17 protein-coding genes are annotated in these 22199 nt (G+C 72.6%); 10 read left to right on the top strand and 7 right to left on the bottom strand.

All coding sequences use genetic code 11. From position 1 onward, the window contains the following. Positions 1–148 precede the first annotated feature (148 nt). Positions 149–2443 (top strand): AAA family ATPase, encoded by a 2295-nt coding sequence (locus E6R62_RS10315; RefSeq protein ID WP_136213054.1) that lies wholly within the window; start codon positions 149–151, stop codon positions 2441–2443. 114 nt (positions 2444–2557) lie between these two features. Further along, complete coding sequence (locus E6R62_RS10310) at positions 2558–4183, top strand: AMP-binding protein (protein ID WP_136213053.1); 1626 nt, start codon at positions 2558–2560, stop codon at positions 4181–4183. A gap of 3 nt (positions 4184–4186) precedes the next feature. Here E6R62_RS10310 and E6R62_RS10305 read toward each other — a convergent pair whose 3' ends face one another. Then, positions 4187–4792: a hypothetical protein gene (locus tag E6R62_RS10305; protein WP_136213052.1), complete on the bottom strand. Its 606-nt coding sequence runs from the start codon at positions 4790–4792 to the stop codon at positions 4187–4189. 133 nt (positions 4793–4925) lie between these two features. Between E6R62_RS10305 and E6R62_RS10300 the strand changes: the two genes are divergently transcribed. Together E6R62_RS10300 and E6R62_RS10295 are read left to right on the top strand one after the other, a co-directional pair. Further along, the gene (locus tag E6R62_RS10300) at positions 4926–5603 is read left to right on the top strand and encodes a response regulator transcription factor (RefSeq protein WP_136213051.1); all 678 of its coding nucleotides are present in this window, start codon (positions 4926–4928) and stop codon (positions 5601–5603) included. A 70-nt stretch (positions 5604–5673) separates the two neighbouring features. Next, complete coding sequence (locus tag E6R62_RS10295; RefSeq protein ID WP_136213143.1) at positions 5674–7026, top strand: cell wall metabolism sensor histidine kinase WalK; 1353 nt, start codon at positions 5674–5676, stop codon at positions 7024–7026. A gap of 38 nt (positions 7027–7064) precedes the next feature. Here E6R62_RS10295 and E6R62_RS10290 read toward each other — a convergent pair whose 3' ends face one another. From E6R62_RS10290 to E6R62_RS10270, 5 genes are all read right to left on the bottom strand, one after another. Then, positions 7065–7448 carry a hypothetical protein gene (locus tag E6R62_RS10290; protein WP_136213050.1) on the bottom strand — a complete coding sequence of 128 codons (384 nt, stop codon included), beginning with the start codon at positions 7446–7448 and terminating at the stop codon, positions 7065–7067. A 316-nt stretch (positions 7449–7764) separates the two neighbouring features. Then, positions 7765–8682, bottom strand: coding sequence for a MurR/RpiR family transcriptional regulator (locus tag E6R62_RS10285; protein ID WP_136213049.1), 918 nt, complete (start codon positions 8680–8682; stop codon positions 7765–7767). Between the two features lie 50 nt (positions 8683–8732). Then, entirely contained in the window at positions 8733–10652 is a 1920-nt protein-coding gene (locus E6R62_RS10280) for a GAF domain-containing protein (RefSeq protein WP_240801587.1), read from the bottom strand. Between the two features lie 91 nt (positions 10653–10743). Then, complete coding sequence (locus tag E6R62_RS10275) at positions 10744–12108, bottom strand: MFS transporter (protein WP_240801586.1); 1365 nt, start codon at positions 12106–12108, stop codon at positions 10744–10746. Positions 12109–12234: 126 nt separating this feature from the next. After that, the gene (locus E6R62_RS10270) at positions 12235–13149 is read right to left on the bottom strand and encodes an aldose 1-epimerase family protein (RefSeq protein WP_168714016.1); all 915 of its coding nucleotides are present in this window, start codon (positions 13147–13149) and stop codon (positions 12235–12237) included. Positions 13150–13437: 288 nt separating this feature from the next. Here E6R62_RS10270 and E6R62_RS10265 point away from each other — a divergent pair, with 288 nt between their 5' ends. Genes E6R62_RS10265 through E6R62_RS10250 form a run of 4 tightly spaced genes read left to right on the top strand, consistent with a single transcriptional unit; the run spans position 13438 to position 17441 of the window. Further along, the gene (locus E6R62_RS10265) at positions 13438–14277 is read left to right on the top strand and encodes an SDR family oxidoreductase (RefSeq protein ID WP_136213045.1); all 840 of its coding nucleotides are present in this window, start codon (positions 13438–13440) and stop codon (positions 14275–14277) included. Between the two features lie 44 nt (positions 14278–14321). Then, positions 14322–15794 (top strand): cytochrome ubiquinol oxidase subunit I, encoded by a 1473-nt coding sequence (locus tag E6R62_RS10260; RefSeq protein ID WP_136213044.1) that lies wholly within the window; start codon positions 14322–14324, stop codon positions 15792–15794. Continuing rightward, a complete protein-coding gene (locus E6R62_RS10255; RefSeq protein ID WP_136213043.1) occupies positions 15791–16849 on the top strand; it encodes a cytochrome d ubiquinol oxidase subunit II in 1059 nt (352 codons plus the stop codon). The genes E6R62_RS10260 and E6R62_RS10255 overlap by 4 nt, the downstream gene beginning before the upstream one ends. Positions 16850–16901: 52 nt before the next feature. Continuing rightward, the gene (locus tag E6R62_RS10250; RefSeq protein WP_136213042.1) at positions 16902–17441 is read left to right on the top strand and encodes a gluconokinase; all 540 of its coding nucleotides are present in this window, start codon (positions 16902–16904) and stop codon (positions 17439–17441) included. Positions 17442–17465: 24 nt separating this feature from the next. Here E6R62_RS10250 and E6R62_RS10245 read toward each other — a convergent pair whose 3' ends face one another. Then, a complete protein-coding gene (locus E6R62_RS10245; RefSeq protein WP_136213041.1) occupies positions 17466–19235 on the bottom strand; it encodes a sodium:proton antiporter in 1770 nt (589 codons plus the stop codon). Between the two features lie 251 nt (positions 19236–19486). On the opposite strand from E6R62_RS10245, the gene E6R62_RS10240 reads away from it, so the two are divergent. Both E6R62_RS10240 and E6R62_RS10235 read left to right on the top strand, forming a co-directional pair. Next, positions 19487–20419, top strand: a complete 933-nt coding sequence (locus E6R62_RS10240; protein ID WP_206308700.1) for a cyclase family protein — start codon at positions 19487–19489, stop codon at positions 20417–20419. Between the two features lie 142 nt (positions 20420–20561). Further along, positions 20562–22142: a GMC oxidoreductase gene (locus tag E6R62_RS10235; protein WP_136213040.1), complete on the top strand. Its 1581-nt coding sequence runs from the start codon at positions 20562–20564 to the stop codon at positions 22140–22142. Positions 22143–22199 lie beyond the last annotated feature (57 nt).

Genomic DNA, 22199 nt, shown 5'->3' with positions numbered 1-22199 from the left:
ACGGACGAGAGTCGGGCGCCCACAACAAAAAACCCCGGGCCTCAATGGCGGCCGGGGCGATTCTCTGCGTATATTGGTTATTTCACGTCGACCCGCGAGGGAACGTGGAGAAGCTTTACGTGGACACTGTATCGCGTCAGGAGTGGAATTGTCAACCGAGGAATTCCGGAATGAGCAGCAATTCATCACCGGGCTCTACGTACGCCTCGACGCCCTGCGTGACCAGGCCGAACGCGCCGTCCGGAGCGCGCTCGCCGAGCCTGGCAGCGGGTTCCAGGCGCGCCTGGAACGGGATGTGCTGGTCGCCGAGCAGTCCGGTCTCCTTTCCGCTCTGAACTCCGGGGAGAACGGATTGTGTTTCGGGCGGCTGGAGTTCTCCGACGGCCGGGACCACCACATCGGCCGCATCGGAATCAGGCAGGACGACCCGGACCGCACCCCCCTCGTCCTCGACTGGCGCGCCGACGTCGCCCGCCCCTTCTACCTGGCCACCGGACACCACCCCATGGGGCTGCGCCGGCGCCGGCACATCACCACCCGGGGCCGCGAGGTCACCGCACTGCACGACGAGATCCTCGACCTCACCGACACCGAACGCACCGGCCTCGAAGGGGCCGACGCGGACGCCGTGCTGCTCGCCGCCCTCGACGCCGCCCGAACCGGGCGGATGCACGACATCGTGCGGACCATCCAGGCGGAGCAGGACCGGATCATCCGCTCCCCGCACGCCGGCGTCCTGGTGGTCGAGGGAGGCCCCGGCACGGGCAAGACGGCGGTCGCCCTCCACCGCGCCGCCTACCTCCTGTACGCGTACCGGGAACTGCTCGCCAAGCGCGGCGTGCTGATCGTCGGCCCCAACCCGGCGTTCCTCGGCTACATCGGCGAGGTGCTCCCCTCGCTCGGCGAGACGGGCGTGCTCCTCGCCACGGTCGGCGAGCTCTTCCCCGGCGTCCACGCCACCGGCGTCGACCGCCCCGGCGCCGCGGAGGTGAAGGGCCGCGCGGCGATGGCGGAGGTACTCGCCCGCGTCGTGAGCGACCGGCAGGCGCTGCCGGAAACGGTCCCGGCCGGCAGCGGCGAGGACAGCTCCGTGGTCCCGGAGCCGGCCCTGGAGATCGACCACGACGACTACGGGACGTTGCTGCTGGACCGGACGATGGCCCACGAGGCCCGCGACCGGGCGCGCGGCACCGGTCTCCCGCACAACCTGGCGCGGCCCTACTTCGCCTTCCGGATCATCGACGCACTCACCGAGCAGCTCGCCGACCGGCTCGGCGCGGACCCGTACGGCGGGCCCAACCTGCTGGGACCCGACGACATCGCCCAGCTCGGCAAGGAGATCGCCACCAGCACCGAGGTGCACGCGGCCATCGACGCCCTCTGGCCGCCGATCACCCCCGAGCAGCTGATCACCGACTTCCTCGAAGACCCCACGCACCTGGACGCCGCCGACGCCGAGCTGATCCGCCGGCCCGCGACGGAGACGGGCTGGACCCCCGCCGACATCCCGCTGCTCGACGAGGCCGCCGAACTGCTCGGCGAGGACGACAGCGCGCGCCGCGCCGCCCGCGAGCGGGAGCGGCTGGAGCGCATCGCGTACGCGCAGGGCGTCCTCGATCTCTCCCAGGGCTCGGAGTCCTACGAGTTCGAGGACACCGAGAACGAGTACCTCGCCGCGCACGACATCATCGACGCCGAGCGGATGGCCGAGCGGCACGAGGAGGCCGACCACCGCAGCGCCGCCGAACGGGCCGCCGCCGACCGGACCTGGGCCTTCGGCCACGTCATCGTCGACGAGGCGCAGGAGTTGTCCGCGATGGCCTGGCGGCTGCTCTTGCGGCGTTGCCCCACCCGCTCCATGACCCTGGTCGGGGACCCCGCCCAGACGGGCGACGAGGCGGGCTGCGGCTCCTGGAAGCGCATTTTGGCGCCGTACGTCGGCGACCGCTGGGACCTGGTGCGGCTCGGGGTGAACTACCGTACGCCCGCCGAGATCATGGACGTCGCGTCCGCCGTCCTGCTGGCCCGGCACCCGGGGTTCGAACCGCCCCGCTCCGTGCGTTCCACCGGCGTACGGCCGTGGGCCGGGGCGGCCGACGACCTCCCCGCCGCGGTCGCCGAGGCGGTGCGCGCGGGTACCCCGGCGGAGGGCCGGCTCGCGGTGATCGCCCCGCGCCCGCTGCACGAGGCCCTGGCCGCGGCGCTGCCGGGCGTACGGGCCGGCGCGGAACCGGACCTCACCCACACGGTCGTGCTCCTCGACCCGCGCCAGGCCAAGGGGCTGGAGTTCGACACGGTCCTCGTGGTGGAGCCGGCGGACATCGCGCCGAGCGACCTGTACGTGGCGCTGACCCGTGCGACGCAGACCCTCGGGGTCCTGCACACCGGCCGCCTCCCGGAGGAGCTGGCGCGGGAACTGGCGCGAGAGGTCCCCTCGGCCTGACCCGGCGCCCCCACGATCACCGCGCGAGCCCCTGGCCCCGACGGCCCCGCGCGGTGATCATAGGGGGGCGCCGGCCCACCGGGCCCGTGCGCACCACCGATTCCGGGAGGGCGTGTGTCCGCAGAGTCCAGCTACGCGTACGGGGTCCACGAAGTGCCGCTGCTCGGCGACACGATCGGCGCGAACCTGGACCGCACCGCGCGCAGGTTCCCGGGGCGGGACGCCCTCGTCGACATGGCCTCCGGGCGCCGCTGGACGTACGCGGAGCTGGCGGCGGACGTCGACGCGCTCGCGCTCGGCCTGTTGGACCTGGGCATCACCAAGGGCGACCGGGTCGGCGTCTGGGCACCCAACCGCCCCGAATGGACGCTGGTCCAGTACGCCACCGCCAAGATCGGGGCGATCCTCGTCACCGTGAACCCGGCCTACCGCTCGCACGAGTTGGAGTACGTGCTGCGGCAGTCGGGCATCCGGCTGCTGGCCGCCGCCGACCGGTTCAGGACCTCCGACTACGCCGCCATGATCGAGGAGGCCCGCCCTCGCTGCCCGGAGCTGGAACGCGTGGTCCTGTTCGGCGACGCACGGTGGGACGCCCTGCTGGAGCGCGGCCGGCTGGGCGATCCCGCCGAGCTGGCCCGGGCGCAGGCCGCGCTGAGTCCCGACGACCCCGTGAACATCCAGTACACCTCCGGGACCACCGGCTTCCCCAAGGGCGCGACGCTGTCCCACCACAACATCCTCAACAACGGTTTCTTCGTGGGGGAGTTGTGCCACTACACCGAGCAGGACCGGGTCTGCGTCCCGGTCCCCTTCTACCACTGCTTCGGCATGGTGATGGGAGCGCTCGCGTGTACGAGCCACGGGGCGGCGCTCGTCATCCCCGCCCCGTCCTTCGAACCGGGCGCCACCCTGGCCGCGGTGGAGGCCGAGGCGTGCACCTCGCTGTACGGCGTACCGACGATGTTCATCGCCGAACTCGCCGACCCGGGCTTCGCCGCGTACGACCTCTCCAGTCTCCGCACCGGCATCATGGCGGGCTCACCGTGCCCCGTCGAGGTGATGAAGGAGGTCATCGAACGGATGGGCATGACGGAGGTCTCCATCTGCTACGGCATGACGGAGACCTCACCGGTGTCGACGCAGACCCGCGCGGACGACTCCGTCGAACGCAGGGTGTCGACCGTGGGCCGTGTCGGTCCCCACCTGGAGGTCAAGGTGGTCGACCCGTCCTCCGGACGGACCGTGCCCCGGGGCGAGCCGGGCGAACTGTGCACCCGGGGCTATTCCGTCATGCTGGGCTACTGGGGCGAGCCCGAGCGGACCGCCGAAGCCGTCGACGCGGCCCGGTGGATGCACACCGGGGACCTGGCCGTCATGGACGACGACGGCTACCTGAGCATCACCGGCCGGATCAAGGACATGGTGATCCGCGGCGGCGAGAACATCTACCCGCGCGAGATCGAGGAGTTCCTCCACGGGCACCCCGACGTCCTGGACGTGCAGGTCATCGGTGTCCCCGACGCCAAATACGGGGAGGAGCTGATGGCCTGGGTCCGGATGCGCGAGGGCGCCGAGCCGCTGACCGCGGAAGCCGTCCGCGCGTACTGCGCCGGCCGCCTCGCCCACTTCAAGATCCCGCGCTACGTCCAGGTCGTGGACGAGTTCCCGATGACCGTCACCGGGAAGGTCCGCAAGGTCGAGATGCGCGAGACGGCCCGGCGTCTCCTCGACGCCGACTGAGCGTCAGCGCGGCGCCTTCACACCCTTCTCCAGCACCGTGTTGCCCGTCACCGTGCCGTCGCTCCCGGAGAGGGTGACGTCGTGCCGGACGCCGTCGGGGCCGAGGACCACGGCCTCCCACGCGCTCGCCCCGCCCTGCTCCACCACCACGCGCAGGGACTGCACCTTGCCGCCCGACACGGCTTGCGCCGCCTTGTCCGCGGCCTGGGAGGCCGCCAGCGCGGGCAGCGGCGCCGGGGCGACCGTCCCGGCGCCGTCGGCCCCGGGGAACCCGCGGCCGTTGCGGGCCCGTCCGGGCGCGCCGTCACCCTCGTGGCGACCGAAGGCGTGGGACTTCCCGTCGCCGCGGCCGCCCTTCGGGCCGTCGCCCCGCTCGTGCCCGGCGGCGAAGGCCGGGTGCCCCTCGCGTGCCTCGTGGCGGTGCTCCGCCACGGCGACGGCCGCCGCCGCGGCGCCGCCGCCGACGAGCACCACCAGGCCGAGGGCCACCCATCGCGTGCGCCCCCGCCGGGTCAGCCGCACGAACCGGCCACGACGCCCCGCGGCGACCGCTTTCGTCTCGCCCGCGTCCGCCGGGTGTCCGGGCGGTTGGGGAGTGGACTGGGTCATCTGATCGCTCCTCGCGTACTCCGGGCGCACCGCCCGGCAGGGCAGATCGTGCGCGGCGCATCCTGAAGCTGCGCTGAAGCGAGCTGAAGACCCCTTCAGCGACCTCCCGGGCGAACCTGAGTACCTTGACCCCATGCGCGTACTGGTGGTCGAGGACGAGCGGCGGCTGGCCGCCGCCCTACAGCGGGGGCTGGGAGCCGAGGGCTTTTCGGTCGACGTCGCCCACGACGGCACCCAGGGGCTGTGGCTGGCGGCGGAGCACGACTACGACGCCATCGTGCTCGACATCATGCTGCCGGGCCTCAACGGCTACCGGGTCTGCGCCCGGCTGCGCGCGGCCGGCTGCGAATCGGGGATCTTGATGCTCACCGCCAAGGACGGCGAGTACGACGAGGCCGAGGCCCTGGACACCGGCGCGGACGACTTCCTCTCCAAGCCCTTCTCCTACGTCGTCCTCGTGGCCCGGCTCCGTGCCTTGATCCGGCGCACCGGCCGCCGCAGCCCGCAGGTCATGACCTTCGGGGACCTGGTGGTCGACCCGGCCGCGCAGCGGTGCACCCGCGGCGGGGCCGAAGCCCGCCTCACCTCAAGGGAGTTCGCCGTGCTGGAGTACCTCGCCCGGCGGGCCGGGGAGGTGGTTCCCAAGCGGGAGATCCTGGAGAACGTCTGGGACGCCGCCTACGACGGTGACCTGAACGTCGTCGAGGTCCACGTCAGCGCCCTGCGCCGGAAGATCGACGCGCCCTTCGGCCGGGCCTCGGTGGAGACCGTGCGCGGCGCCGGATACCGGCTGGCGGCCGACGGTGGCTGAGCCGACCCCCCGGCCCGCCGCCCGGCCGCGCGCGCGGGCCCTGGCCGTACGCCGCCTCCTGGCCCGGGGGCTGTGGCCCCGTTCCGTACGCGCCCGGGCGACGCTCGGGGCGTCCGCCGTGGTCGCGCTCGCCCTCGGGGCGGTCTCCTTCGCCCTGCTCGGACTGCTCCACGGCAACCTGATGCGCAGCGCCCAGGACGACGCCGAGCGGCAGGCGATGGCGACGGCCGCACTGGCGGCGGGGGGCCGTCTGGACCCCGTACTGCCCGCCGGGCGCGGAACGGATTTCCTCCAGGTCGTGGACGGCGGGGGCCGGGTGCTGGCGGCGAGCCCGAACCTCCTCGGCCGTCCGGCGGTCTCCGGGACCCGGCCCGGCGGCCCCGGGACCGTCCGGGGCGCGTGGAACGGCCGCCCCGTACGCGGGGAACACCGCCAGCGCGTCGTACAGGTCACCACCGCCACCGCGTCGGGGCCGGTCACCGTCTACGCGGGCACCTCACTGCGGCAGGCCGACGCCGCCGGGGACATGATCACCGCCGCACTGGCGGTCATGGTGCCGCTGCTCGTGCTGACCGTCGCCCTGGTCACCTGGCGCGTGACGGGCTGGGCGCTGCGGCCCGTCGAGGCGATCCGCGCCGAGGTCGCCGAGATCAGCGAGCGTGACCTGCACCGACGGGTTCCCGTGCCGCGCAGCGAGGACGAGGTGGCCCGGCTCGCCGTGACGGTGAACGCGACCTTGGACCGGCTCGAAGCCGCGGGCATCCGCCAGCGGCAGTTCATCGCGGACGCCTCGCACGAGCTGCGCAGCCCCATCACGGTGCTCCGTACGCAGTTGGAGGTCGCGCGGGCGCATCCCGACCCGGCCCTGTGGGGCGAGTTGGTGAGCGGCGCGCTGGAGGACACGGTCCGGCTGCAGGACCTCGCGGCGGACCTGCTCCTGTTGGCACGTCTGGACACCGCCGAACCGGCCCCGGCCGCCGTCGTCGACCTCACCGGGGTCGCCCGGGAGGCCGCGCGCCCGCGCGGGGGCGACCGCGTCCCGGTAGAGACGGAACTCGCGCCCGACGTCACGGTGCGCGGAAGCACGCTGTGGCTGGCCCGACTCGTCACGAACCTGCTGGACAACGCCCAACGGCACGCCGCCGGGCGGGTATCGCTGGTTCTACGGGAGGACGCGGCGCGGGACGTCGTCGTGCTGGAGGTGTCCGACGACGGGCCGGGGATCGCGGTCGCGGACCGGGAACGGGTCTTCGAACGGTTCACTCGGCTGGACGACGCCCGCAGCCGGGACGCGGGAGGGTCGGGCCTGGGCCTGGCCATAGCCCGGGACATCGCCGGCAGCCTGGGCGGCTCCCTCGCGGTCCACACCGCCCCGGCGGGCGGCGCCCGCCTGGTGGCGACCCTGCCCCGGATGCCGGCCTGACGGCCCGGGCCCGGACGGCGCCCTTTTCGACGGGGGGCCTAGCGTCGGCGGGGTGCGCCGCCGACGAGGAGGGCGTCGGTGATCAGGCGTACGCCCCTGGCCAGCCGGGCGAGTTGGTCGAGTTCTACGGCGTACATCCGGATGGTGTTCTCGATGACGGCCTCGGCGACACCCAGCGAGGGCAGTTCGGCCCGGCAGGTCTCCAGGGCCACCCGCACGGCGCGCATCTCGTGCTGGAGTTGGAGGCGCGCGTGCCGGGTCAGGAGCACGGGGTGGCGGTTGAGCGTCGAGTAGCCCGCGTACCGGGCCGGCAGCAGGTCGCGCAGCCAGCGGATGGCGGTGCGCTCCCAGTCGTGGTTTCCGGGGGCCTTGACCTGACAGGGCCAGTCCGGGCTGAGGGTGACAGAGGCCGTCTGGGGCATTCTCGTCGCTTCCGAGTGGTGTCGAACTCTGATCGAGAGGGGGTGGGCGGCCTCGACCCAGGGGTTGATCGAGGCCGCCACGGCGGTCGACGGGATCCGAAAGCCCGGATCGGGTACCCGGAAGCGGGCGTGAGGAGGAGGCGCTCGCTGCTGGGTGCTCGCTCGGGAAGGCGTGGGGTCGCTCTCCCTGGCATCTGGTGGATTCCGGCCGCGCGCTCAGTAAACATATATACCGTCGAGTAAGCAAGCGTATGAAAAAATTCATACCTCCGCTGAATGAACGGTTCCATCCGGAAAAGGAGGCTGAGCCTCCGCTCTAAAGGAAGAAACCGTGCAGGTCAGCGGCCTGCTCATAGCTTTCGAGGCGCGCCTGCGTCCGTTCCGGGTCCGCGTCCGCCATGGCCTGGAGGAGGGCCGCCGACAGCACCCCGGGCGCCGCGTACGAGTCGAAGACCAGCCGCGAACCGGTGCCCGCGGTGAGCACCACGTCAGCCTCCTCCACCAGCGGGCCCAGCGTCGGATCGGTGATCAGCGCCACGCGCAGCCCGGCGCTGCGGGCCGCCCGCACCGCGGACAGGGTTTCCTTGGCGTGCCGGGGCATGGCGAAGGCCAACACCCAGGTGCCGCCCGCCGCCCGGGCCTGGAGCAGCGCGTCGTAGGCGACGCTGCCGCCCCCCGTCACCAGGCGTACGTCGGGGTGGATGCGCCGGGCCGCGTAGGCGAAGTACTCGGCGAGGGAGACGGAGATCCGCAGACCGAGCACGGTGAGGGGGACCGACCGGGCCAGGTCCCGGCCGATGTCGAGGATCTGATTGGTGTCGGCCAGCAACCGGCGCACGTTCTCCAGGTTCTCGATCTCGGCGTCCACCGCCGCCTGGAGCTCGTTGTGGCGGATCTGCTCCCGGCTCTCCGGGTAGCCGGCAACCGCGTTCAGCGCGATCGGCTGCAACACCTCGCGCAGGGCGGGATAACCGCTGAAGCCCAGCGCCGAGGCGAACCGGGTCACGGACGGCTGGCTCACGCCGACCCGTTCCGCGAGTTCGGTGATCGAGAGGAACGCGGCCTCGGTGAGGTGGTCGATCAGGTACTGGGCGATCCGCCGCTGACCCGGGGACAGGGGGTGTCCGTCGAACAGCGCCCGGACCCGGTCGGCGGGGGCGCGCTCGTGCTCCGCGGCCTGCCCGCTCGGCGTGATGGCGGCCGCCTGAGCGCGTTCCTGCTGCCCGGATGACACCGACGGGCCTCCTTCTCATCACTCGTGATCAAACATAGCTCACCGGTGAGTCACGAGGTCAGACGGTACAGACGAAGGGCGAGCTGGAGTTCCAGCGCGGCGGCGGGGGCGTTCCAGTCGTCACCGAGGAGCCGACCGATCCGGTCCAGCCGCTGCACCACCGTATTGACGTGCACGTGCAGGGCCTCCTTCGCCTTGGACAGGCTCGCGCCGTGGGCGAAGTAGGCATCCAGCGTACGGACGAGTTCCGTCCCGCGCCGGGCGTCGTACGCGATGACGGGGCCCAGCACCCGGTCGACGTAGCCGCTCACATCGGCGCGCTCCCCGAGCAGTACGCCGAGGAAACCCAGATCGGCCATGCCGGCGCCCCGGCCGGACTGTCCGAGGGAGTGCAGGGCCTCCACACACCGCAGGGCCTCCGCGTACACGGCCGGCAAGGCGCCCGGGTGGTCGGCGGGGCCGGCCGCGCCCACCGTCACCGGGACCCCGAGGGCGTGCCCCAGTTCGGCGGCCAGCGACCGGGCGAGCTCACCGGGGTTTCGCGCCGGGGTCACCATCACGACGAGGCCCTGGTGCACGCCGGACAGCCCCTGGGCGGCGCGTGCGCGGCGGGCCGCCTCCGAGGCCACGCGGCCCCGTACCCCCGCGTCGCACCGGAGCGCGAGCACGACGTGCGGTCGGGACAGGTCCAGGCCCAGCCGGCGGGCCCGGAGGTGCCGGCTCGCCCCGTCGTGCGACCGCCCCGCGACCTCCGGCGTGAGCAGGTCGCCGAGCAGTTCGCCGCGTACCCGGTCCTCCGCCTCCGCTATGGAACGCCGCAGCAGCAGGAGGAGGGCTGTGACCAGACCGGCCCGCTCGAACAGGCGACGTTCGGAGTCGGTGAGGCCGGCCCGACCGGTCAGGGCGACGCTGCCGAGGAGTTCGGTACCGGCCATGACCGCCCAGACCCATACGCCGTCCACGACCACGGCGCGCCCGCCGGTACGGGACCGCGCCACCCCCCGGTCCGGTGCGGCCAGGGGGTCGGCGCGGACCCGGGCCAGTTCGGTGCCGTCGGCGTCGTGGACCACGATGCCGCCGCCCAGGAGACCGGCGACGTCCCGCGCGAGGTCGCCCACGTCACCGCCGCGCAACACGAGATCGGTGAGCCGGTCGTGGGTCTCGGTCGCCAGGCGCATCGCTTCGCTGTGCGCGCGGACCGTCTCGTTGGCGTCGCCCAGCTCGCGCAGTGCGGCCCGCGTCTCCTCCAGCAGGCGGGCCCCGTCGATGGCCACCGCGGCGTGGTCGGCGAGCGAGGAGAGCAGGGCGACCGCGTCGGGGGCGAACGCCCGGACGGCGCGATCGGCCGCGTACAGCACGCCGATCACCCGCGTCCCCACCCGCAGCGGCACGCCCAGGATGCCCCGCAGCCCCTCCTCGCCGACGCCGCGGTCGATGACCGTGGTGTGTTTGAACCGGCCGTCCGACCCGTAGTCGCTGGTCGCGTAAGGCCGGGCCGTCTGGGCGACGAGACCGCCGAGTCCCTCTCCCATGCCCAGGCGCAACTGCTGGAAGGCGGCCGAGACCGAGCCGTCCGTGACCCGCATGAACGTGTCGCCCGCGGCCGGGTCGTTGAGGGTGAGGTAGGCGACGTCGGTGCCCAGCAGGGTCCTCGCCCGGCGGACGATCGCCCGTAGTACGGCGTCCAGGTCGCGCAGGGCGGCCAGGTCGCCGGCCGTGTCGAACAGGGCGGTCAACTCCGCCTCCCTGCGCCGATGCTGACCGAGGGTCCGGCTGACGGCCGACGCGACGCGGGTGGCGTCCTCGACGAAGGCGAGCTCCGCCTCGTCGGCGCCGTCGGTACGGGCCTGCCCGGCGGCCGCCGCGAACCGCTCGGCCGGGGCGCCCTCGGCCAGCAGGTCGAGCAGCGTGCGCAGCGCGGCCGCCGCCGGGTTGGCGACGCGGGGGCGGGAGTCGGAGGCATCGTTCACGCGGCCCATGCTGACAGTCCCTCCCCGGGGCCTCCGACGGGGAGGCCGGTTTCGGCGAGGACCCGCTGCCGCGGTCGCCCCCGCTCCGCGCTCAGGCCGCGTCGAACGGCTGCCCCGCCGGGGCGGATGTCCGCTGACCGGGCACCGCCGGGGCGGCGCGGACCGCCGTCAGGCTCCGGCCGCGGGTCTCCCTCGCGAACGCCACCGTGAGCGTGGTGACCAGGGCCGCGCCGCAGAGGTAGACGGAGACGGGCGCGGAGGAGCCGAAGTCCTTGAGGAGCTCGACGGCGATGATCGGGGCGAGCGCCCCCGCGACGATCGAGGCGAGCTGGGAGCCCATCGAGGCACCCGAGTAGCGGACGTCGGTGTCGAACATCTCCGAGATGAAGGCGGCCTGCGGCCCGTACATCGCCCCGTGCAACAGCAGCCCGACGGTGACCGCCACCGTGATCACCGCGAAGGATCGCGAGTCGACCAGGGCGAAGAAGGCGAACGCCCAGCCGGCCATGCCCACCGAGCCGATCATCGTCACCGGCCGGCGGCCGATCCGGTCCGACAGCGCGCCCCAGGCGGGGATGGTGACGAAGTGCAGGGCCGAGCCGATCAGCACGGCGTCGAGCGCGCTGCTCTTGTGCAGTCCGAGGTGGGTGGTGACATAGACGAGGAGGAAGGAGGTCAGGACGTAGTACGAGATGTTCTCGCCGAACCGGGTGCCGATGGCGGTCAGCACCTCGCGCCAACTCCTGCGCAGCACCTCGACGGCCGGGGCCTTCGCCCCGCCCGCGCTCTCGTCCCGCCGGGCCCGGGCCTGCGCGGCGAGGAAGACGGGGGACTCCGCGACGGAGATCCGGATCCACAGACCGGCGGCTACCAGCACGCCCGACAGGAGGAACGGGACGCGCCAGCCCCAGGAGAGGAAGGCCTCCTCCGATTGCACGGACGCCAGCAGCGCCAACACCCCGGTGGCGAGCAGGTTCCCGCCGGGGGCGCCCGACTGCGGCCACGAGGCCCAGAACCCCCGGTGCTCCTCACCGCCGTGCTCGGAGACGATCAGCACGGCGCCTCCCCACTCACCGCCCAGCGCGAACCCCTGCACCAGCCGGAGCACCGTCAGCAGCACCGGCGCCCCGACGCCGATTCCCGCGTAGGTCGGCAGCAGCCCCATCGCGAAGGTGGCGCCCCCCATCATCAACAGGCTGAGTACGAGCAGCTTCTTGCGGCCGACCTTGTCCCCGAAGTGCCCGAAGACGACCCCGCCGAGCGGGCGGGCCAGGAAGCCGATGGCGTAGGTGACGAAGGCGATCAGCGTCCCCGTCAACGGGTCGGCGGTCGGGAAGAACAACTTGTTGAACACCAGGGCGGCGGCGCTGCCGTACAAGAAGAAGTCGTACCACTCGATGGTGGTCCCGATCAGGCTGGCGGCGACGATCTTTCTCATGCCTGCGCTGGAGGCCATGTGCACCACTTCCGGGGGCGTTGACGGGGACGTTCCGTGTCGCCACACCATAGGAACGCCCAGGTCGGCCGCACATGTAGCCCACCACCACACTTCCCGCCCACCGCATGTGGGCGCCCCCCACCCCTACCCTCGCCAGGGTGCGAGCCCCCACCGCAGGGTGTGCCGGGCCCCCGGTTCGAGACGCACCTGCGCCGGGTCGCGGCGGAAGGCGTCGGGTCCGCAGCTCATCGGCTCCACGGCGACGCTCCGGCGCCGGTAGGGCTCGGCCAGCGTGTCCCCGGTGTACACCTGCACGAAGTCGGCACCCTGGCCGAGCCACAGATCGGTACCGTACGCACCGGACGGCTCGGACAGACGTACGACGGCGCGCCCGTCGGCGGTCCGTCGCAGGTCGGTGAAGGCCGTGTCCAGCCGCTGCGGGCCGATGGGCCGAGGCGCGCCGAAGTCGTTGGAGGTCCCCGAGACCGTCTCGGTCGCGACGGGCAGGCCGCGGTCGTCGGTGCGCAGCCAGGTCCGGGCGGGCACGGTCAGCAGGGTGTCGTCGACCGTGCCCGGTCCCACGGCCAGGTACGGGTGCTGGCCCACCCCGTACGGCGCGGGGGTGTCGCCCACGTTCCGTGCGGTCAGCGTGACCGTCAGGCCCTGGCGGTCGAGGGCGTACTCGGCTCGGGCCACCAGATGGAACGGGTACCCCGGTTGCGGCCAGAGCGTGGTCGTCAGCACCACGCGGCCGTCGGTCTGTTCCACCGGCTGCCACGACGTCCAGCGCAGCAGGCCGTGGATGGCGTTGGCGTGCTCGACCTCGTTCACCGGCAATTGGAGTTCCCGCCCGTGCCAGCGGTACCGGCCGTCTCCGATCCGGTTGGGCCACGGCACGAGGAGTTGTCCGCGTCCGCCCTCGATCGGGTCGTCGGCGTCGAAGCCGTCGAGGATCGGGCGCTCGGCGACCGCGTAATGGCGCAGGGCGCCGCCCGACTCCACGACCACGACGGTCTGTGGACCACAGGTCAGCCGGAACTGGGCACCCGTCCGATGCATCTTCGCCGTCCTCGCCGGTGGCGGTCGGGATGCGGGGGAACAGCACATGGAGCCCGCACACCGGGTGGTTCCATTGCAGCACCGGCCGGATCGCGGCGCACCTCGGCCGGGGCGGCCCCGCCGTGGGCGCGTTCGCCGGCGGGGCTCCCGAGCCGCCGTTGAGCCGTTCGGCCGGGGGGAGCACACCATAGGGGCAGCCGCAGTCGTGCCACCGGGCCGGGGCAGGGACGCGATGCTCTGGTGGTGGCGCGGATTGCGTGGCCCCCTCGGCACTCAGGGAGAGATTCAGTGGAAGCCAGCGGCAGTGACGGTCCAACGCTCCTCGTTCCCCCGATCCTCAAGGGGCAGAAGGCGCTGGTGACGGGAGCGAACTCCGGCATCGGCAAGGCCACCGCGATCGGTCTCGGGCGGGCGGGCGCCGACGTGGTCGTGAACTACGTCGCCGGGCAGGACGCCGCCGAGGAGGTGGTCCGGGAGATCGAGGGCTTCGGGGTCCGCGCCTACGCGCACGAGGCCGACGTGTCGCAGGAGGACCAGGTCGTCGACATGGTCGCCCGGATGGTCGAGGAGTTCGGGACCATCGACGTCATGGTGGCCAACGCCGGTCTCCAGAGGGACGCCGCCTTCACCGACATGACCATGGACCAGTGGCGCAAGGTGCTGGACGTCAACCTCACCGGTCAGTTCCTGTGCGCCCGCGAGGCGACCAAGGAGTTCCTGCGCCGCGGCGTCGTCCCGGAAGTGTCCCGCTCCGCCGGGAAGATCATTTGCATGAGTTCGGTGCACCAGGTCATCCCCTGGGCCGGGCACGTGAACTACGCCTCGTCCAAGGGCGGCGTGCAGATGCTCATGGAGACGCTCGCGCAGGAACTCGCCCCGCAACGGATCCGGGTGAACGCCGTCGCCCCGGGCGCGATCCGCACCCCCATCAACCGCAGCGCCTGGGACACCCCCGAAGCCGAGGCCGACCTGCTGCGGCTCATCCCGTACCGCCGCGTGGGCGACCCCGAGGACATCGCGAACGCGGTGACCCTCCTCGCCTCCGACCTGCTCGACTACGTCGTGGGGACGACGATCTTCGTGGACGGGGGAATGACGCTGTTCCCCGGCTTCGCCACCGGCGGCTGAGCCCGCAGTCCGCCCGCCGTCCGACACGAACCGCCAAGGCCCACATGAACAGCGCGATCGCGATCATGGCGGACACCCCGCCGCAGCTGCTCCCCGCCCGTGAGCTCATGGCCTTCACCCTGGCCTCCCACATCCTGCTCGTGCCCTTCGGCGTGGCCCTGCCGGCCATCACCCTCCTGATGCACTACCGCGGGCTGCGCAAGGGCGACGCGGTCGCCCTGCTGCTCGCCCGCCGCTGGTCGGCGGTCATGGCCGTGCAGTTCGCCATCGGCATCGTCACCGGTACCGTGCTCTCCTTCGAGTTCGGCCTGCTGTGGCCGGGACTGATGGGCCGCTGGGGCGATGTCTTCGGTCTCGGATTCGGGGTCGAGGCGTGGGCCTTCTTCCTGGAAGCCGTCCTCATCGCGATCTACCTCTACGGCTGGCGCAGACTCAAGCCGTGGACGCACTTCTGGCTGGGTCTGCCCCTGCCGCTGACCGCGCTGATGGGGGCGTTCGGCATCATCGCCGCGAACTCCTGGATGAACACGCCGCGGGGCTTCACGCTGGACGCGGACGGCGACCCCGTGGACGTCGACGTGCGCAGGGCGATCTTCACGCCGATGTTCGGGCCCGAGTACTGGCACTTCGTGGCGGGGGTCGTCCTCACGGCCGGGTACGTCGTCGCGGGGGTGTACGCGGTCGGCTGGCTGCGCGGCCGGCGGGACCGCTACCACCGGCTCGGCTTCACCGTGCCGTTCACCGTCGCCGCGATCCTCACCCCCGTGCAGTTCGTGCTCGGGGACTCCATCGCCCGCTCCGTCTTCCACAAGCAGCCGGTGAAGTTCGCGGCCACCGAGATCGTCTGGAAGACCGATACCCACGTACCGGAATACATGTTCGGACGCCTGCATCCGGACGGGTCGATCTCCGGCGGGATCAAGATCCCCCAACTGGACTCCATCCTCGCCGGTTTCAGCCCGGACACCCGGGTGACGGGACTGACGGCGGTGCCCGCCGGCGACCGCCCGACGGCGACCCAGGCGACGATCGCCCACTGGGCGTTCGACATCATGGTGACGATCGGGAGCCTGCTCGTCCTGCTCGCGCTCTGGTACGGGTGGTGCTGGTTGCGCCGCCGTGAGCTGCCGCGCTCACCCTGGTTCTTCCGGTGCGCCGCGGTGGCCGGAGCGGCCTGCCTGGTGACGGTGGAATGCGGCTGGATCACCACCGAAGTGGGCCGCCAGCCCTGGATCGTCTACCAGAACATGCGGGTGTCCGAAGCCGTCACGGGCACCCGGGCCGCGTCGTTGTGGGCGATGCTCGCGATCGTCGTCGTGGTCTACACACTGATCCTCGGCACCTTCCTGGCCGTCCTGCTCACGATGCGCACACGGTGGCGGGCCGCCGACGAACAACCGGTCGGCTCCCACGCCGCGGGTTCCCCGGAGGGCGACACGCCCTACGGTCCGCGCCGGCCGGCCGCCGCGGCCGCACCGGACCACGGCACCGCGCACGGTGACGGAGGAGGGCCATGATCGAGGATGTCGTCGCGTGGGTGCTGCTGGCGGCGGTGGCCGGCTACGCGTGCGCCGGCGGGACCGACTACGGCGCCGGCTTCTGGGACCTGTGCGCGGGCGGCCCCGAACGGGGCAGGCGTCCCCGTTGGTTGATCGACCACGCCATGGAGCCGGTCTGGGAGACGAACAACGTCTGGCTCATCTTCGTCCTGGTGATCATGTGGACGGGCTTTCCGGTGCTGTTCCAGACGGTCTTCTCGGCGATGTGGCTGCCCTTGGCGCTCGCCGCCGTCGGGCTCGTCCTGCGCGGCGCGGGCTTCGCCCTGCGCAAGCCCATGACACGCCTCTCGCGGCGCAGGATCTACGGAGCCGCCTTCGCGGTGTCCTCCCTGCTCACGCCCTTCTTCCTCGGGGCGGTGGTCGGCGGCCTGGCCACGGGCCGGGTCGCTCCTGGAACACAGGCCTCCGCAGACGCGTGGTCCAACGGGACCTCCGTGCTCGCGGGGTTGCTCACCGTCGCGGCGACGGCCTTCCTGGGGGCGGTGTTCCTCACCGCCGACGCCCGCCGCTTCGATGCCCCCGACCTCGTTCGCTACTTCCGGCTCCGGGCCTGGTGCAGCCTCGGGGTCATCGCCGTCCTCGCGGTCGTCGGCCTCGCCGTCACCCACCGCGACGCGCGGTACGTCTACGACGGCCTCACCGGTGGCATCGGCCTGGCCCTGGTTCTGGTGGCGGCGGTCAGCGCCGTGGCCACCGCCGGACTGCTGTACCGCACGGCGACCGGCTGGGCGAGGCTGACGGCGGTCGGCAGCGTCGCCCTCGTCGTGGTCGCCTGGGGGCTGGCCCAGCGGCCCTACCTCATCCCCACCTCGCTGACCGTGGAGCAGGCGGCCGGAGCGTCGACGACCCTGCGCTGGCTGCTCCTCGTCACCGTCATCGCGGTGGTGCTCGTCGGACCGCCCCTCGTCCTGCTCTACCGGCTGGACACCAAGGGCGCCCTGCAACCCCTCGCCGAGAACGACCTGCGGCGCACGGCCGCCGACCGGGGTGGGTCCGGCACCCCACCGTCGTGACCGGGTCTCGGCGGACGGCCGTCGGGGCCGATGCGGACACAGCGGGTGGCGCGTGACGGGGCCCGGGCACGAACCGGTGATCGTGGTGGTGCTGGGCGTGTCCGGCGCCGGGAAGAGCACCGTCGGCCAAGCCCTGGCAGAGGCACTCGGGGTGCCGTTCCTGGACGGTGACGATGTACATCCCACCGCGAACATCGCCAAGATGGCCGCCGGCCGCTCCCTGGACGACGCGGACCGAGCCCCCTGGCTCGGCGTGCTCAGGGAGCGGATCCGGCAGTCCTCCCGGGCGGGCCGGGGGCTGGTCGTCTCCTGCTCGGCGCTCAAGCGCGCGTACCGCGACGAACTCCGCGGGGCCGCCCCGAACGTCTGGTTCCTCTACCTGGCGCTGGACCGCGACACCGCCCGGGCGCGGGTCTCCCGGCGTCCAGGCCATTTCATGCCCGCCCTGCTGGTCGACTCACAGTTCGAGGCGCTCGACCCGCTGGAACCGGACGAGTCCGGTGCGACCGTCGACGCCACGGCCGCCCCGGAGGACACCGTGGCCCGGGCGCGCGGCGCCGTCGCCCGCCTCGGCGGGGGGCCGCAGCGCTGAGGAACCGGTTCTTCTCGGCCGGGGTCAGCCGCGCAGGAGTACGGCGATGTCGCCGGACCGCGGCGTCGGAGCGCCGGAGCGGGTCACCGGCAGCAGTGTGCCGTCCAGGCGCACCAGGAACAGCAGGTGGTGTGCGGCGGGGACCGGCCCGTCGAGGCGACGCGTGACCAGGCGGGCGCCCCGGTCGTAGCGGCGGGCCAGCTCGGCGCCGGTCAGCGGGGCGTCGAAGAGCACCTGGCCACCGGTGTACGGGGCGACGACCCCCTCGGTGTCGGCGGCGGGCCCGAGGCGGTACACCGCGCCCTCGACACCGCCCTGGAGACTGACGGAAGCCAGGGCGTTGAAGTCGGGCTCGTCGGTGAGGAGCAGGACGCCGGTGAGCCCCTCCAACTCGGCGCCCGAGCCGGTGGCCGCGGCAAACAGTTCCCCGGGGGCGAGTTCCAGCCCGGCGGCCGCGATCCGCTCCCGCTGCGCGTCGTGCCCCGCCCACATGACGACCTCCAGCCCGGCCGACCGCAGGGCCAGTCCCAGATCGACCACCCACGGATCACCGCCCACGAGCAGCGGCCTGGAGCGCGACGGGCGCACGACCCCCAACCGTTTCGCCACCGGCGCGGCGGTCAGCCCGTACAGCGTGACGGTCGCCACGATGACCAGGAAGGTGGCGGGAAGGATCTTCGAGGCGCCGCCCACGCCCTTGTCGGCCAGCGTGGCGGAGAACGTCGAGGCGGTGGCCGCGGCCACGATGCCGCGCGGCGCCATCCACCCGAGGAACCCCCGCTCTCCGCGGGTCAGGTCCGTACCGAGGGACGCGACGGCCGCCACGAGCGGCCGGACCGCCAGGACCAGGACCGCGACGAGACCTAGGGTCGGCAGCACCACGTGCCGCAAGGACTGAGGGCTGACGGTGGCCGAGATGGAGATGAACAGCAGACCGATGACCAGATGGACCAGGGTCTCGAAGAAGGGGTCCCGGGCGGCGACACCGGACCGCGGCAGGTTCGCCACCGCCAGCCCCATCAGGACGGCGGCGATCAGGCCGGTGTCGTCCCGGATCACATCGCAGGCCGCCGCCACCCCGATCACCGCCGCCAACTGGACGGTGGTGCCGAGGACCGCCCCGGGGCGCAGCCTGCGCAGGAGCGTCACCAGCACCGCGGTTCCCACGACGCCGCCTGCCAGGCCCACCACGGCACTGAGGGCGAACTCCGCCAGCTCGCTCCCCAGGCCCTTGCGTCTGCCCGCCACCACCACGCCGTGGAACACCAGGGCGCCCAGGATGGCCCCCAAGGGGTCGATGAGCGTCCCTTCCCAGACGAGGACGTGCTGGAGCCGGTCCGTGGGGCGTACGAAGTGGAGCAGCGGTCCCACGACCGTGGGTCCGGACACGATCAGGATGGCCCCGAGCATCACGGCCGCACCGTCCGACATCCCCAGCAGAACGCCGGCGAGCAGCGCCGCCGACACCGCGGTGAGCAGCCCGCCGCACCAGATCAGCCGCACCACGACCCGGCGGGTGTGCGCCCTGAACCTCTTCAGGTCAAGGCCGAGCCCGGCGTCGTAGAGGATCACCGCGACGGCCAGCGAGACCATCGGCGAGAAGCCGGCTCCCAGCAGTTCCTCGGGGTTCACCTCATCGGTCAGCGCCCCGGCGGTGAACCCGACGGGCAGCAGGATGATCAGCGAGGGGACGCGCAGCCGGCTCGCCAGCAGCTGGGAGCCCACGGCCAGAACGACGATCAGGCCGAGGCCCAGGAGCACCTGGTCGTCCGAAAGGGCGGAGGCGGAGCTCACGGACCGGCCCACCGGCTGGCGCGTGCCCCCGTTCCGACCGGCATCAGCACGGCGGTGTCCGGCGGCGACGGGAACGAACCTGCAGCATGTCCAAGCGGATCTCCGCGTGTGAGAGGCAGGCGCACGGGTGCGCGGGGCCCGGACGCGGGCCGCTCGTCCATTAACGTGGCGCCCCCGGGGCTCGGCAATTCGGGTTCGGCCGGTTCGCCGTTCGGCGCGCGCGAGCCACCGGTGTGCACGATGGTGAGGGCATGGGTACGCCCGACCAGATGACCGAGGCCGAATTCCGGTCGCTCTGTCGCGAACTGCGCGACACGGCGCCCGGCGGCCGGGCGCCCCGGGGAGCACTGGTCACCCTCACCCCCGAACGGACCCTGGCGGCCGTCCGCGAGGTCCGCTCCGGCCGTACGGTCTCGCTCGCCGCGCCCCTGGACACCCGCAAGGGACCCGACAACGCCGAACCGGCCGCGCATCGGCTCATCGCGCCCGCCGGCGGCGTCCCGGACCCGCACGGCCTCCAATTCGCCCGGGACCGCATCGCCCTGAACATCCACGGCGACGTCGACAGCCACATCGACGCGCTCTGCCACGTCATCTACGACGGCACCCTGCACGGCGGCGTGCCCGCGGCCGACGTCCTGTCCCCGGACGGAGCGGGGGCCCTGACCATCGACCTGGCCCGCGACGGGATCGTGGGCCGGGGCGTGCTCCTGGACATCCCCCGTCTGCACGGCAGCGAGTGGCTCGAACCGGGATCGCACGTCACCGCCGAGGACCTCGCCGCCGCCGAAGCGCGACAGGGAGTACGGGTCGGCGCGGGCGACATCCTCCTCGTACGCGTCGGGCACCGCCGCCGGCGCGAGGAACTCGGCGCCTGGGACGCGGGCGCCGCGCGGGCCGGGCTCCATCCGACGGCTCTGCGTCATGCGGCCGACCGCCGGGTCGCCGTCCTCGGCAGCGACGGCAACAACGACACGGCCCCCAGCGCCGTGCGGGGCGTCGCGTACCCGGTGCACGTACTGGCCATCCACGCGATGGGACTGCACCTGCTCGACTACCTGCGGTTCGAGGAACTGGCCCGCCTCTGCGCGGACGAGGGGCGCTGGTCGTTCCTCTGCGTAATCGCGCCGCTACGACTGCCGGCGGCGACCGGTTCTCCCGTCAATCCGCTGGCGATCCTGTGACCGGCCCGGGGGACCGGCGCCCCGGCCGAGCCGACTCGCCGGGCCACACGCGCGGGGCTACGTTGTAGATGCGAGCGCAGTGGATGCGAGCGGACCCAACTCACCTGACAGGAGCACACCGTGCTCCGGGGACGGTGGCGGCATGACCGAGGCGCGGCAGTACGACGTCATCATCATCGGTACGGGCGCCGGCGGCGGCACGCTCGCCCACCGCCTGGCACCCACCGGCAAACGGGTACTCCTCCTCGAACGCGGTGACTACCTGCCGCGCGAACGGGACAACTGGGACTCCACCCAGGTCTTCGTCAAGGCGAAGTACCGCGCACCGGAGTTCTGGTACGACCGGCACGGGAAGCGGTTCCCGCCCGAGGTGAACTACTACGTCGGCGGGAACACCAAGTTCTACGGCGCCGCGCTGTTCCGCCTGCGCCCCGAGGACTTCGGCGAGATCCGGCACCATGGAGGGATCTCACCGGCCTGGCCGCTGGACTACGGCGACCTGGAGCCGTACTACACGCAGGCCGAGCACCTCTACCTCGTCCACGGCCGGCACGGCGAGGACCCCACCGAGGGACCGGCCAGTGCCCCGTACGCCTATCCGCCCGTGGAACACGAGCCGCGCATCCAGCAGTTGAGCGACGACCTGGAGAAGCGGGGCCTGCACCCCTTTCACCTCCCGATCGGGGTGAACCTGCTCCAGGACGAGCAAGGGCGGGCGGCGCACGGCAGCGCCTGCATCCGCTGCGACCGCGTGGACGGCTTTCCCTGCCTGATGGGAGCGAAGTCGGACGCCCAGGTCATCTGTGTGGACCCGGCCCTGGAACACGCCAACGTCGAACTGGTCACCCGCGCCGATGTGCGCCGGCTCGAAACGGACGCCACCGGGCGGAGCGTCACCACGGTCGTCGCGGAACTGGGGGACGGCTCGACCGTCCGGTTCGCCGCCGACATCGTGGTAGTGGCCTGTGGGGCGGTCAACTCCGCCGCCCTGTTGCTGCGTTCGGCAGACGACCGGCACCCTCGGGGCCTGGCCAACAGCTCGGACGTGGTCGGCCGGCACTACATGCGGCACAACAACCTGGCCCTGATGGCGGTCTCCAAGGAACCGAACCCCACCAGGTTCCAGAAGACCCTGGCGCTGCACGACTGGTACCTGGGATCCGACGACTGGAACTACCCCCTCGGCGGCATCCAGATGCTGGGCAAATCCGACTCCGAGCAGATCCACGGCGAGGCACCCCGCTGGGCCGGCGCCGTCACCCCGGACATGCCCTTCGAAGTGCTCGCACACCACGCCGTCGACTTCTGGCTGTGCGGTGAGGACCTGCCGACGCCGGACAACCGGGTCACCCTCGACGGGGACGGTGGCATCCACCTCGCCCTCGACGAGAAGAACAACATCGCCGGCCTGGACCGGCTGCGGGGCAAACTGCAGCACATGCTCGGTCATCTGGGCATGCACGAACACCATCTGTTGTCACACAGCATCTACCTGCACAAGGGCATGCCCATAGGGGCCACGGCCCATCAGGCCGGCACCGTCCGCTTCGGCCACGACCCGCGCAGCTCCGCCCTGGACATCGACTGCAAGGCCCACGACCTCGACAACCTCTACGTCGTCGACACGAGCTTCTTCCCGAGCATCGGTGCGGTCAACCCCTCGCTGACGGCGATCGCCAACGCCCTGCGCGTGGGGGACCACCTCGCGGAGCGGCTGCGATGACGGGCACCGCCGCCGAGCCGCTGTGACCGGGCGCCGCCGAACCGTGACGACCGGGCA

It is taken from the genome of Streptomyces sp. A1136, from assembly GCF_004795055.1.
Lineage (GTDB): Bacteria > Actinomycetota > Actinomycetes > Streptomycetales > Streptomycetaceae > Streptomyces.
The sequence above is the reverse complement of the archived record's forward strand: the minus strand, read 5'-3'. Positions and strand labels throughout refer to the sequence as shown.

What these genes read in the sequence shown, in the direction of transcription:
- E6R62_RS10235 (WP_136213040.1), top strand. Translation starts at nt 20,562, where the DNA reads ATGACCGAGGCGCGGCAGTACGACGTCATCATCATCGGTACGGGCGCC.
- E6R62_RS10300 (WP_136213051.1), top strand. Translation starts at nt 4,926, where the DNA reads ATGCGCGTACTGGTGGTCGAGGACGAGCGGCGGCTGGCCGCCGCCCTA.
- E6R62_RS10260 (WP_136213044.1), top strand. Translation starts at nt 14,322, where the DNA reads ATGAACAGCGCGATCGCGATCATGGCGGACACCCCGCCGCAGCTGCTC.
- E6R62_RS10275 (WP_240801586.1), bottom strand. Translation starts at nt 12,108, where the DNA reads ATGGCCTCCAGCGCAGGCATGAGAAAGATCGTCGCCGCCAGCCTGATC.
- E6R62_RS10240 (WP_206308700.1), top strand. Translation starts at nt 19,487, where the DNA reads ATGGGTACGCCCGACCAGATGACCGAGGCCGAATTCCGGTCGCTCTGT.
- E6R62_RS10290 (WP_136213050.1), bottom strand. Translation starts at nt 7,448, where the DNA reads ATGCCCCAGACGGCCTCTGTCACCCTCAGCCCGGACTGGCCCTGTCAG.
- E6R62_RS10305 (WP_136213052.1), bottom strand. Translation starts at nt 4,792, where the DNA reads ATGACCCAGTCCACTCCCCAACCGCCCGGACACCCGGCGGACGCGGGC.
- E6R62_RS10270 (WP_168714016.1), bottom strand. Translation starts at nt 13,149, where the DNA reads ATGCATCGGACGGGTGCCCAGTTCCGGCTGACCTGTGGTCCACAGACC.
- E6R62_RS10255 (WP_136213043.1), top strand. Translation starts at nt 15,791, where the DNA reads ATGATCGAGGATGTCGTCGCGTGGGTGCTGCTGGCGGCGGTGGCCGGC.